The sequence below is a fragment of the Pleomorphochaeta caudata genome (assembly GCF_055395745.1).
In genome coordinates this window covers 1,962,164-1,975,310 of the sequence record NZ_AP042458.1, presented here as the reverse complement: position 1 = coordinate 1,975,310, position 13,147 = coordinate 1,962,164, and the positions used below count along the sequence as shown (strand labels likewise).

Annotated in this window: 15 protein-coding genes; 2 read left to right on the top strand and 13 right to left on the bottom strand. The window is 29.3% G+C overall.

What is annotated here, in order from left to right:
- Window positions 1–642 (top strand): tetratricopeptide repeat protein, encoded by a 642-nt coding sequence (locus ACZ5RS_RS09225; protein WP_464634688.1) that lies wholly within the window; start codon window positions 1–3, stop codon window positions 640–642.
- Window positions 643–660: 18 nt separating this feature from the next.
- On the opposite strand, the gene trpS is transcribed toward ACZ5RS_RS09225, so the two are convergent.
- From trpS to ileS, 4 genes are read right to left on the bottom strand one after another with little or no spacing between them, the layout of a single operon-like run.
- Window positions 661–1,719 carry a tryptophan--tRNA ligase gene (trpS, locus tag ACZ5RS_RS09220; protein ID WP_464634686.1) on the bottom strand — a complete coding sequence of 353 codons (1,059 nt, stop codon included), beginning with the start codon at window positions 1,717–1,719 and terminating at the stop codon, window positions 661–663.
- Window positions 1,720–1,728: 9 nt separating this feature from the next.
- Entirely contained in the window at window positions 1,729–1,923 is a 195-nt protein-coding gene (locus tag ACZ5RS_RS09215; RefSeq protein ID WP_464634684.1) for an FmdB family zinc ribbon protein, read from the bottom strand.
- Between the two features lie 3 nt (window positions 1,924–1,926).
- On the bottom strand, window positions 1,927–2,802 hold the full coding sequence (locus ACZ5RS_RS09210) for a hypothetical protein (protein ID WP_464634682.1): 876 nt from the start codon (window positions 2,800–2,802) through the stop codon (window positions 1,927–1,929).
- A 15-nt stretch (window positions 2,803–2,817) separates the two neighbouring features.
- Window positions 2,818–5,940 carry an isoleucine--tRNA ligase gene (gene ileS / locus ACZ5RS_RS09205; RefSeq protein ID WP_464634680.1) on the bottom strand — a complete coding sequence of 1,041 codons (3,123 nt, stop codon included), beginning with the start codon at window positions 5,938–5,940 and terminating at the stop codon, window positions 2,818–2,820.
- A gap of 124 nt (window positions 5,941–6,064) precedes the next feature.
- Between ileS and ACZ5RS_RS09200 the strand changes: the two genes are divergently transcribed.
- Entirely contained in the window at window positions 6,065–7,438 is a 1,374-nt protein-coding gene (locus ACZ5RS_RS09200; RefSeq protein ID WP_464634678.1) for a CCA tRNA nucleotidyltransferase, read from the top strand.
- Here ACZ5RS_RS09200 and rnc read toward each other — a convergent pair.
- From rnc to rplS, 9 genes are all read right to left on the bottom strand, one after another.
- Window positions 7,435–8,178, bottom strand: coding sequence for a ribonuclease III (rnc, locus tag ACZ5RS_RS09195; protein WP_464634676.1), 744 nt, complete (start codon window positions 8,176–8,178; stop codon window positions 7,435–7,437). The genes ACZ5RS_RS09200 and rnc overlap by 4 nt on opposite strands.
- Window positions 8,179–8,191: 13 nt before the next feature.
- Window positions 8,192–8,431 carry an acyl carrier protein gene (acpP, locus tag ACZ5RS_RS09190; protein WP_464634674.1) on the bottom strand — a complete coding sequence of 80 codons (240 nt, stop codon included), beginning with the start codon at window positions 8,429–8,431 and terminating at the stop codon, window positions 8,192–8,194.
- An 18-nt stretch (window positions 8,432–8,449) separates the two neighbouring features.
- Complete coding sequence (rpmF, locus tag ACZ5RS_RS09185; RefSeq protein WP_464634672.1) at window positions 8,450–8,635, bottom strand: 50S ribosomal protein L32; 186 nt, start codon at window positions 8,633–8,635, stop codon at window positions 8,450–8,452.
- Window positions 8,636–8,822: 187 nt separating this feature from the next.
- Complete coding sequence (locus ACZ5RS_RS09180; RefSeq protein WP_464634670.1) at window positions 8,823–9,797, bottom strand: SPFH domain-containing protein; 975 nt, start codon at window positions 9,795–9,797, stop codon at window positions 8,823–8,825.
- Entirely contained in the window at window positions 9,797–10,216 is a 420-nt protein-coding gene (locus ACZ5RS_RS09175) for an NfeD family protein (RefSeq protein ID WP_464634668.1), read from the bottom strand. Before ACZ5RS_RS09175 ends, ACZ5RS_RS09180 begins: the two co-directional genes overlap by 1 nt.
- Before the next feature lie 65 nt (window positions 10,217–10,281).
- Window positions 10,282–11,736 (bottom strand): diguanylate cyclase domain-containing protein, encoded by a 1,455-nt coding sequence (locus ACZ5RS_RS09170; RefSeq protein ID WP_464634666.1) that lies wholly within the window; start codon window positions 11,734–11,736, stop codon window positions 10,282–10,284.
- Window positions 11,729–12,205, bottom strand: coding sequence for a pantetheine-phosphate adenylyltransferase (coaD, locus tag ACZ5RS_RS09165; RefSeq protein WP_464634664.1), 477 nt, complete (start codon window positions 12,203–12,205; stop codon window positions 11,729–11,731). Before coaD ends, ACZ5RS_RS09170 begins: the two co-directional genes overlap by 8 nt.
- Entirely contained in the window at window positions 12,202–12,663 is a 462-nt protein-coding gene (locus ACZ5RS_RS09160; protein WP_464634662.1) for a hypothetical protein, read from the bottom strand. Before ACZ5RS_RS09160 ends, coaD begins: the two co-directional genes overlap by 4 nt.
- 126 nt (window positions 12,664–12,789) lie before the next feature.
- Window positions 12,790–13,146 carry a 50S ribosomal protein L19 gene (gene rplS / locus ACZ5RS_RS09155; protein ID WP_464634660.1) on the bottom strand — a complete coding sequence of 119 codons (357 nt, stop codon included), beginning with the start codon at window positions 13,144–13,146 and terminating at the stop codon, window positions 12,790–12,792.
- Window position 13,147: the final 1 nt, after the last annotated feature.

Below are 13,147 nucleotides of genomic sequence, written 5' to 3'. Positions count from 1 at the left end.
ATGAATAACAAGAGACAAAAAATCGTCCATAAAACTATTATGTATTTAATAGTTTTATTATGCTTTTCATTTGTCTCTTGTTCTACATTAACCCAAAACTATATAGATAAAACCCTGTATCAAGCAAATTCATTTGCAAATACTAATCAAGAAACCCAAGCAATTGATAAGTATGATGAAATCTTAAAAATTGAACCTACAAATTCAAAAGCTTTATACAATAAGGCAGTAATATTATATAAATTAGGTCAAAACCAAGATGCTATAGATAATTTAAATCTCATAATAACAAATGATTTAAATAATAAAAAAGCATATCAGTTAAAAATACAAATTCTAAAAGCAAATAATAATCTTATAAAAACTGTAGAAGCATATAATATATATATTAATCAATTTCCGACAATGAGTGATATAAGAGTTGATTTTGTAAAATATTTAATAGATAACTTTGATATATCAAATACTTTAATTACAAGCAATTTATTAGAAAACTCAAACTATTTATTAAATAATAATATATCATTAAATTTAGCAGCAAAAGCTTTATGCTTGATTGATAAAGAAAATATTGAGTATTCAATGTTACTCTTTTCAGTAGATAAAAAAACTTGGGAAGAAATATACTCCCCAAGCTTATAAGTATTTGAATATTTAAAATTAAATAACCATATTCATTGATTGTCTAACTTCTTCAAGAGTTTGTTGAGCTAATTCTCTAGCTCTATCAACACCATCAAACAATACATCTCTAATATATTGTGGATCAGCTTCTAATTGAGCTCTCTTTTCTCTAATTGGTCGTAAATATTCGTTAATTGATTCTGTCAAAGTTTTCTTTAATAAACCTGCTCCACCATCGCCAATTCTTTGTGCAATATCATTTGGATCTTCTTCAGTACATAAAGAAATCAAAGATAATAGATTTGCTACTTCTTGACGATTAACTGGATCATAAGTAATAAATCTCTCAGAATCTGTTTTTGCTTTTTTAATTAATTTAGCAGTTTCATCTGCAGTTGAAGATAAGAAAATAGCATTATTTCTACTTTTACTCATCTTTTGAAAGCCATCTAAGCCTGCAACTGAAGGAGTTTTACTTAATAGAGCTTGAGGTTCAGGAAATACAGGATGTTTTTTTGCAAAACGATCATTAAATCTTCTTGCAATAGTTCTTGTCATCTCTAAATGAGGTAATTGATCTTTTCCAACAGGAACTACATTACCTTTACAGAATAAAATATCACAAGCTTGATGAATTGGATATGTATACATACCAGCATTAACACTTTTTAAACCTGCAGCTTGAATTTCTTCTTTTACTGTAGGATTTCTACTTAATTCTGAATTACTTACCAATGTCAAAAAAGGTAACATTAATTGATTTAATTCAGGAACATAACTATGTGGAAAAATTATAACATCTTTCCCTGGTTCAATACCTGAAGAAATATAATCAATTACCAATTGCTTTGTATTTTGTGAAATCTCTTGATAAGAATCATGATCAGTTAATACTTGATAATCTGCAATTACAATACAAGTTGGTACACCTAATTTAGCTAATCTTACTCTATTTTGTAAAGTTCCAAAATAATGACCTAAATGTAATCTTCCTGTAGGTCTATCTCCTGTTAAAACTCTATATTTTTTAGGATTGTTATGTATATCAGCTTCTATTTTTTTACTCTTCTCAACTGCAACTTCATAAGTGTCCATATTTTCTCCCTAACTATTTGTTTTCTTTGTATCAGTACAATAAAATCCTTTAGATTTAAATAAAATAGGAGTTGCCCTATAATTTTGTCTCAAAGAATTTTTTGCCTTACACTTCGGACAATCAGTTGGCAAATCATCTTTTATGGATTGTTCGATAGTAAAAGTTGCATTACAATTTTTGCAATAAAAATCATATTTTGCCATTTTTTATAACCCTATATTACTTGAATTTATTGTATCTTTTAATAAATTTATTTGCTCATCATTTAGTGGCATATCTACAATATTAACTACGTTAGAATCAATAGTAAACATCAATTTCAATGCACTAAAATCTAATTTTTCACCTGCTTTCTTTAAATTAGCAGTATACCCTGTTTTAATCATTCGATCTAAGGTACTAGCATTCTTATCAGAGTCTACTTCAAAAGTAGCATCAAGAACCATTTGATCATCATCTTCTTGATTTATTAACAATAAAATAGAATCAAAATGAGAAATCATTGCTTGGTTCAACCCAATACCAAAATCAAATAACGTCTTTGGTTTCATACTATATAATGCAAAATTTGCTCCATACATTTGTGAAGCTACAGCATTAGTTGTATTTTCAATTTTTGTATCAACAGTATCCACTAAATCTAAAAATGAAGTACTAGATACACCAACCATATTTGAATGAATAACTCCTATCTCATAAGAATCATTTGTATAATATGATTTAGTAGATTCTAAAACTTTTGTTAAATCTTTTGAGAGATTTAAAGCAAAATTGGTAGTAAAGAAAGGAAAATCACCTTCAACAACAGCATTATAATCAAAATCACTTATTGGATAAGTATCATCCTTTGGAGTAATTTGAATGGTAATTTCTTTTGCTCTTGAAGCAATATCTTCACCTAAAAGAGATTCAACTAATTTCGCTTCCTTTGTTGCATCAATTAATAAAATTGTATCCCCTTCTTTTGCTAAGCTTTGAAGGGGTACAACTTGATTTTCAGGACTTAAAAATTCAGTTGTTGTACAACTAATTGAAACTAAAAGTACAAACAAAGATAAAAATAGAAATTTTATTTTTTTCATTAAGCCCTAACCTTTTTATAATTTTGCAATATCGATCTTAACTATATTATCACCAACTTCAATTTCATCAGTTGATAATGTTACTTTAGTTAATGAATCACAAAGAGTCTCATTTAAGATATAATCTTTATATTCTTCAAATACTGTATCAATATTTGAATCACCATCATAATTAATAGAAATATGATCACTTACATCAAAGTCTTTATCTTTTCTTAAAGTTTGAATAGCTCTAACTATATCTCTAGCTACACCTTCTTTAAGTAAGTCTGCTGTTAATTCTGTATCAAAACCAATAGTTAGTTCATTTTCATTAACAACTTTCAAATTAGCTTTTTCACTTCTTTGTACCATGATATCAGCTTCAGTTAATGATATTGTACCATCAGAATATTCTAATTCCTTAGTATTACCATCAAGAATTGAAGCAATCTCTTGTGAAGAAAGTTTCATAATTAAGGCTGCAACTTCTTTCATCTTAGGGCCTAATTGTTTACCTAAAACTTTAAAGTTTGCTTTAGCACTATAATCAACTAATTCTGATTCATCTGCTTGAATTAAGACTTCTTTTACATTTAATTCTTCTGAGATGATATCAACCATTGATTTTAAGATTTCTCTATCTTCTTCGCTTCTATCAACTAAATATACCTTTGATAAAGGTTGACGAGTTTTCAAGTTATGAGCACTACGTAAACTTCTTCCCATGTTAATTGACTTCATTGTAAGACTCATTTGTTTTTCTAATGTTAAGTCTCTTTGAGCTTCATTATATTCAGGGAAATCACAAAGGTGTACTGATATTGGCATATCTTCAGTTCTTAAGTTCAAATAAATTGATTCTGTTAAGAAAGGTATTACTGGTGCAGCAACTTTTACAACAGTTAACAATACATAATAAAGTGTATCATAAGCCATCTTCTTATCGCTATCATTTTCACTTCTCCAGAATCTTCTTCTACTTCTTCTGATGTACCAGTTATTTAAATCATCAATAAAGCTAACCATTATGCCAGCAGCTTTTTGAATATCATAAGAATCTAAAGCTTCTGTAACATTTTGAATTAAACCTTGTGTGGTAGAAATAATCCATTTATCAAGTGGATTTTCTAGTTTTTCAAAAGGTGTTGATGATGGTTCATAATTATCAATATTAGCATAAGTAACAAAGAATGAGTAAGCATTATAAATTGGAAGTAAGAAAGTCTTAATTACATCTTTAACACCATCTTCACTGAATTTCAAATCATCAGCTTTTACTACAGCACTATTCATTAGAGCAAAACGTAGAGCATCAGCACCATACTTATCAATAACTTCCATTGGGTCAGTATAGTTTCTATCTCTCTTACTCATCTTCTTACCTTCTTTAGTAAGAACAATACCGTTAGTAATACAATTTAAGAATGCTGGAGACTCAAATAAACCTGAAGCAATAATTGTTAATGTATAGAACCAACCTCTTGTTTGGTCTAAACCTTCACAAATAAAATCTGCAGGGAAATTATTATCTACATGTTCTTTATTTTCAAATGGATAATGATGTTGAGCATAAGGCATTGAACCTGATTCAAACCAACAGTCTAGTACATCAGGAATACGTCTCATAGTACCTGTTCCATCTGGACTTGGCCATGTTAAATCATCAACATAATGCTTATGTAAATCATCAACTTTTACACCACTCTTTTCTTCTAATTCAGCAACAGAACCGATAACTTCAATATAATCAGAATTATCACACTTCCAAACTGGAATTGGATTACCCCAGAATCTATTTCTTGAAATAGCCCAGTCTCTTGCACCTTCTAGCCATTTACCAAATCTACCATGTTTTAGGTGAGATGGAACCCAAGTGATTTTTTCATTACTTGCTAGCATTGTGTCTTTGATTTTTTGTACATTTACAAACCAACAAGACATAGCTCTATAAATTAATGGCATATCTGTTCTATAACAGAAAGGATATGAGTGTAAGTAATTTTCTCTCTTAACTAACAATCCTCTTTCTTTTAACCAACTAATAATATCTTTATCAGTATCCTTTACAAATCTTCCTTTAAAATCAGGAACTTCTTCTGTAAATTGACATTCATCATCAATTGGACAAACAACAGGAATACCTGTACCTTTTAAAACATTATAGTCATCTTCACCAAATCCACTTGCAGTATGAACAATACCACAACCATCTTCAGTAGTAACATAATCGCCTAAAACAGTAACAAATGCACCTTGTTCTTTTAAGTCAGCAAAGTAAGGGAATAATGGAGAATAACGTAAACCTTCTAAATCACGGCCTTTATATTCTTCAACTATTTCATAAGAATCTTCATCTTTATAATAATGAGATAGTCTATCCTTACCTAAAATGTAATATTCATCACCATCTTTAACTTTAACATAATCGATATCTGGACCTAAGGCTAAAGCTAAGTTAGAAGGAAGAGTCCATGGAGTTGTAGTCCAAGCTAAGAAATATGTATCTGTTGTACCATCCATTAAAAATCTAACAGTAATGGCTTGGTCAACAACATCTCTATAACCACCTAAATTAACTTCGAAGTTAGATAAAGGACATGCTAATTTTGGACTATATGGAAGGATATTATAACCTTGATAGATTAATCCTTTATCATATAAAGTTTTGAAAACCCACCAGATTGATTCCATATAATCTTTATCCATAGTTCTATAACCATTATCAAAATCAACCCAACGGCCCATTCTAGTAATAGTTTTTTTCCATTGACTTGTAAAGCGTAAAACAATTGAACGACAATCTTCGTTAAATTTTGCAACACCATATTCTTCAATAGCGCTATGACCACTAATACCAAGGCTCTTTTCCATTTCATATTCTACAGGTAATCCATGACAATCCCAACCAAAGGTTCTTAATACTCTTTGGCCTTTCATTGCATGGTATCTTGGAATTACATCTTTTACTGTACCTGGAACTAAATGTCCAAAGTGTGGTAAACCAGTTGCAAAAGGAGGGCCATCATAAAAAACAAACTGATTATCTTCAGGTCTTTGTTCGATGGATTTTGCAAACACATCTTCCTTTTCCCAAAATGAGAGAACTTGTTCTTCGACTTTCGGAAAGTCGACTTTTGTATCTATTGGATCAAACATTTCAACTCCTAGAAATGAAAACTTATTTTATGCTATTCTATGCTAAATTTGAAATAATGACAACCAATTGAAGAACTTATTTAAAGAGCTTGACTCATATAAAAAGTAAGGATAATTTAAAGCTATGAAACATCTACCAATAAATAAAACAATAAAACAATTTGCATCCATTTTTAAAGAAAATGGTTATGATTTATATATAGTTGGAGGAGCTGTAAGAGATTATATTTTAAACATTGAAAACGACGATTATGATTTTGCAACAAATGCTACTCCAGAAAATGTTATTTCGATTTTTAGAACTACAATCCCTACTGGAATTAAACATGGAACTGTTACAGTTATGTTTAATGGCAATAGTTATGAAGTTACAACCTTCAGAACTGAGTTTGATTATAAAGATGGCAGAAGACCAGAGAAAGTAGAATTTGTAAGAAGCTTAGAAGAAGATTTAAAAAGACGAGACTTTACAATTAATGCATTAGCTGCAGATGCAACTAATGGAATTATTATAGACAACCATAACGGCATTAATGATTTAAAGAAAAAAGTTATTAAAGCTATTGGAATTCCGCAACAAAGATTCGAAGAAGATGGACTTAGAATAATGAGGGCTTGTAGATTTGCTTCGAAACTTAATTTTGATGTTGAAGAAAATACTCTTATAGCAATGAAAGAGAAATCAGAAAACATTAAAAATGTGAGTCAAGAAAGAATCAAAGATGAACTATTTAAACTAATCAATGGTCAAAATCCGACTAAAGGATTAGAATTACTAGATCAATGTTCAATTTTAGAGATAATTTTACCAGAACTTTCTAAATTAAAAGGTATCAAACAAGGTGGGTATCATAAATTTGATGCTTATACACATACCCTAAAAAGTATTCAAGCTGCGGCGGATTTAAAGTATCCTTTAGAAATAAGATTAGCTGCACTATTCCATGATTTAGGAAAAGCAAATACCCAAAAATTAGATCCAACTAGACATTCAAGATATAATCAAGAATCATACTCTTTCTATGATCATGAAACAATTGGAGCAAAAATAGCAAAAGAAGTTTTAACTCGCTTAAAAGCTTCAAACCAACAAATAGATTATATATGTAATCTAGTTCAAAACCACATGTTTAATTACCAACCTTTTTGGAGTGATGGTGCAGTAAAAAGATTTATTAATAGAGTCGGATATGATAATATAAACGATTTGTTTTTACTTAGAATGTGCGACCAATTAGCAACATTTGATAAAGCTAGTTGGGAAAGTGTTAGAGAATTAGAACAAAGAATTGAAACAATAATTAAAAAACAAGAAGCATTATCCTTAAAGGATTTAGCTATAAACGGCCAAGATTTAATTAAATTAGGCATAGAAAAAGGGCCTCTATTTTCACAAATCTTGAATTATCTATTAAACGCTGTTTTAGATGATCCAAAATTAAATGAGAGAGATACCCTTTTGAATATAGCACATAATTACTATAAAAGTTTAAATTAATATTTATTCTCAATTAATTGTTCATATGCAATCTTTGCGGCCGCTTGTTGTGCAGTCTTTTTATTCTTGCCTGCAGCCGGCCCAAATACTTTACCATTCAAATTAACGCTAACATAAAATGTTCTACAATGATCTGGACCTTCAGTTCTATCTAATGTATATAAAGGAACCTTTTTCCAAGATTTTTGACAAAATTCTTGTATAGCTGTTTTATAATCTCGAACAATTTTATGATCTAAGAAAGCAAAGATTTGTGGAACCATCAATTTTTCAATTGTAGCTTTTGCGACTTCAAAACCTTGATCCAAATAGATACAACCAAAAATAGCTTCCATACAATCAGATAAGATAGCTTTCTTTTTACGACCACCTGAATGGCCTTCGCCTTTCCCTACCAAAACAACATCGCCGACTTTTAGCTTTTGTGCAACTTGGAATAATGAGTCTTCACTTACTACAGCACTCTTTATTCTTGAAAAATCGCCCTCATGTTTTGCAGGAAGATTCACAAATAGCCAATTACTAACAGTTAAACCCAAAATTGAATCACCTAAAAATTCTAAGCGTTCATTATTATCTGTTACAACAGGGCATTCGTGAGCAAAGGAACGATGAGTAAAAGCAAGATTTAATAAATTTAAATCATTAATTTTTACTCCCAGTTTTTCGATAAAATTTAAAAGCTCCCTTCTTCTCTTATGAGAAATTGAGGGAGCTACTCCGACTTTAGCTTCTGTCATCGAAAAACAGTCCTTAGTCTAGCTGAGAATCTAGATACTCAACAGCATCTCTAACAGTTTCGAATTCATTTGCTTTTTCGTCAGGGATAGTAATTCCCATTTCTTCTTCAATAGCATAAATTAATTCGTAAGTGTCTAGACTGTCAGCTCCTAGATCTTTTCTAAAAGAAGCATCTAATGTTACTTTAGATGGTTCTACTTCCATTTTTTCAGCAATTAATTGCTTAACTTGATCAAAAGTCTTATTATCCATGATTAGCTCCTATGTCTCTTACTTATCGCTGGTATCAATAACCATTTCACCGCGATAAAAACCACATTTTGGACAAACGCGATGAGGAAGAATCTTTGCACTACATGTAGGACATACTGTCAATGTAGGTGCTTGAAGCTTCATATTCGCAGCTTTTCTTGATGCAGCTTTAGATTTTGAAGTTTTATATTTAGGTGTTGCCATTTTATACCTCTTAAATTAGATGATTTTTTTTGTTGACGCTTTGAGAAGAATAACGAAATAGTAACAAAACGTCAACAACTTTTCACCTATATATAAGAAATAATATATTAAGATTAATTATTTAGCAAACAAAAAATATAATAAACAGTTTTCTTTTGAAAATTAAATTAATTTTCAAAGGTAAATATTAATTTTTAGGCTTTATTACATTTAAAACATCTTTTTCTACAAATAAATCCTTAATACCACCTAAAGAACTTAAAACACCACTAGCTTCATAAGGCATGTAAATTAATTTTGCATCCTTACCTGTTGCCATTTCTTTAAAAGTATCTATATATCTCATTGCAATTAAATATTGCAAATAATTATCTTGTGTATCAAATGCTGCTCTAACCGCTTCGATTGCCTTAGCTTCACCTTGGGCTCTTAAAATTGAAGATTGCTTTTCACCTTGAGCTTTATTTATAAGAGATTCTCTAACCCCTTCAGCTCTTAATATTGCAGATTGTTTTTCACCTTCAGCAAATAATATTGAAGCTCTTTTTTCTCTTTCTGCACTCATTTGTTTCTCCATTTGTTTTTTAATATCATCTGGAGGAATAATGTCTTGCAATTCAACCCTATTTACTTTAATACCCCACTTATCAGTAGCTTCATCCAAAATTACTTGTAATTTACTATTGATTGTATCACGACTTGTTAAAGTTTCATCTAATTCTAATTCACCAATAACATTTCTAAGTGTTGTTTGTGTCAATTTTTCTATAGCAATTGGATAGTTTACAATCTCATATATTGAACGTTTTGGTTCAATTACTTGAAAATATATTACTGCATCGATTGCAACAGTTACATTATCTTTAGTAATTACATTCTGTTTTGGATAATCCAAAACTTGTTCTCTTAAATCTATAAATTTTGTATTTGTAACAACAATTTGTGGTATATTTTGATTTTTTTTATCAACTACAGCTTTTAATTCTGGAACTGTCTTTGATTTATCTAAAAAAGGAATAACCAAATTAAAACCACTAGATAAGGTTCTATGATACTTCCCTAATCTCTCAACAATCACAGCTTTAGCTTCTGGAACAATTCTAACACCTAAGAAAAATGTTAGAATTACAACAATGACAATTAAAATAATAATTCCATTCATTATATTTCCTTTGTAACAATGAGTTTGTTACCATCAATTCTAACAATTGATACTTTTTCTCCTTTGTTAATAAACTGGGAGTTTTCGCTTCTAGCTTGCCATAATGAACCATTAATTATTATTGTTCCCTGCTTATCATCTATATCAGCATTAGCATAAAAACTTTGTCCAATTAATAATTCACTATTGAATTTATCCTTTTTATTTTTATATAACACCGGTCTAAGGAAATAGAAAAAAATAAAAAAGAAAACTAGAAATACAACAATTTCAATTATTATCGAATTTGAAATCAACGACACTAACCAAGCAAAAATTCCTGCAAAAGCTATTGAAAGGAAAAAGAATGTTGGCGTTAATAATTCAATAATAAAACTAACAATACTAATTATTATCCAAAAAATTGTTTGATCTCTCATTTTTACATCCTTGTATAAAGTTTGGACGCTCATTAATCATAAGTCAAGATATATATTCAAATAAATTATTTTTTTCGCTGTTTAGAGTTCTCTAATACATTTGAAATACGCATTTTAACAATATCAACATCAAACGGTTTAACAATCATATCTTTTGCACCCATACTTAGTGCTTCAGCTTCATAACTTTGATCAGCCGATATAACAACAACTGGGATTTGCATCAAAACAGAATCTTTTTTATAAATTTCTAAGAATTTTGATCCATCCATTATAGGCATTTTCATATCTAAAAGGATAATAGATACACTAGGATGATGTGATAAAATCTTCAAAGCATCTCGACCATTTTCTGCTTGAAGTATATTAAACGATTTCTCAAAATAACTTTTAAGGAGTCTTCTCGCAACAAAAGTATCGTCAACAATTAACATTGTTGGAATATCTGATTCAATTTCATCTGAAGCATAAAATACATAACTATTTTTACCAGCTAATTTTACATCATAAAGAGCTAAATCTGCCCTTGCAAAAACTGAATCAAAAGTATCTTTTTCTTTTACATGAGAAATTCCAATTGATAAAGAAATCTGTTCGTCAATTGTATCTTTAACTAAATCATTAAACTCATTTCTAACTTTTGTAACAAAATCCTCTGCTTCAGCTTTAGAATCATTTACTAAGAATATTACAAACTCATCTCCCCCTATTCTACCAACAATAGAATTTTTAGGAGCTAAATCATATAATTTATTAGATAAGTCTTTTAAAACTAAATCTCCAATTAAATGGCCTTGCCTATCATTAACATTCTTAAAGTTATCTACATCAATTACTATAAGATAGCCTTTAGCATTTTCTGCTAAATGAGAATCAATTAAATATTGAGTTGATCTTCTATTTAATAGTTTTGTCAAAGAATCTTGAGTAGATAATTTCTCCAATCTTGATAAATTTTCTAATTCAACTTCTCTAGTTCCACAAATAATATTTGAACCTAATAATACAAAGACATAAGAAGTAATAACCATTAATAATTCTTGTGTTCCAAGCACATCAGATTTAATAAAATAGGCAATAAGTAAATAAGCTACAGTAAAAAATGTAGTTAAAGATATTGTTGTGAAAAAAGTTAATTGAAAAACAAGACCTATCAAAATTTGAACCATTGCAAAAAGATAGCCTGGGAAATCTTGATAAAAGAATAAATTCAAAAGAATTATATATGAAACAAACAGTATCCAAAAAATAATACTGTACAAACTTGTTTTAGTACTATCCTTTGCTATTTGAAAATCTTTGACAAATTTGAATACAATAAAAATTGCCATAAAAGTTAAAGAAAAATATATTGTAATAGCTTTACTAGAATTTATAATACTAATTACGGCAAATAAAGCACTAGTAAAAAGTGAAAGCATAGATAAAGCATCCAAAACTGTCATATTCCAAGAATCAATCTTCGCAGAAAATTGTTTCCTTAGTTTTTTTGCCTTATCAGATGATTCCAATTTAATCATTATATCTTTCCTTTATTTTCTTTGCTACAATTGGAGGAACCATAGTTTCAATCTCAGCCCCATGGAAAGCCAATTCCTTAATAGCTGAAGATCTAAGCAAGAAATAATTAGGACTAGTTGGCATAAATAATACCTCTAAGTCATTATATAACTGTTTATTTGTCATAGCCAATTCAAATTCATAACCAAAATCAACTAAAGCTCTAACACCTCTAATCATTATAGTTATTTTGTTTTTTCGTGCAAAATCAACAACTAATCCATTATGAATTACTACTTCAATATTTTTATTATCTTTTAAAATTTCTTGAAGCATTTCTTTTCTCTCATTTGCACTAAACAAAGTAGTTTTATGTATATTATCAGCTATAACAACATATAGTTTATCATACATTTTAGCACTTCTTTCTATAATATCAATATGACCTAATGTTGGTGGATCAAAAGATCCTGGAAGCATAGCTATCATTCTTTAATTTCCTCTATATATTTTTTCATCTCGTCAAATTGTTGAGGATTTTCAATTTGTATTGTTTCAACAAATTTCATTTTGCCTTCAGCATCATTTTCTATAATAGCAAAACTTCCTCTACCAATATAACTAACTTTTTGTTTATCGGTTACTTTATAATCTTCTTTAATTTTTTCTAATACACAATCAAAGTGATAATAACAATTATCGCCTTTAATAGCATTTGCAATATTTTTAATTACTTTATCGCAATAACCACATTTTACAAAAGGTTCTTTAATTTTCTTTATATCAACTGCTGGAAGAGAACTTTTAGGAGTGACTTTGCCTTGAGTAGGCAATAAATCTTTTCCTGAATTATTTTTCTTTTTAGCTTTCAAAGATTGAGACTTTCCTCTTTTTCTTTTGTGTTTCTTATTTTGCTTTTCACCAATAGGTTGTTTGACAGGTTCCATAAATATCTCCTAATAAAAAAATACTGAATATTTGCATTTTAAGCAATAAAAAAATATGGGGAATTAAAAAAGGATGACAAAACATTTGTCATCCTTTTATATAATTTCAGATAAAACAAGAAAAAACTATTTGTTTTTACGTGTAATAAGTTCTTTAACTTTTGCAGCTTTACCAACTCTATCTCTAATGTAATAAAGTTTAGCTCTTCTAACACGTCCACGACGTACAACTGTTATCTTCTCAACACGTGGTGAATGTAATGGGAAAATTCTTTCAACACCTACACCGTAGGAGATTTTACGAACAATAAATGTGCGACTAATACCACTATTATTCTTTGCTATAACCAAGCCTTCAAATACCTGGATACGTTCTGTAGTGCCTTCAATAATCTTAAAAAATACTTTTACAGTATCACCAACGTTGAAATTTTCAGCGTTTTCTTTCATCTGCTCTGCTTCAATAGCTTTAATTAAATCCATT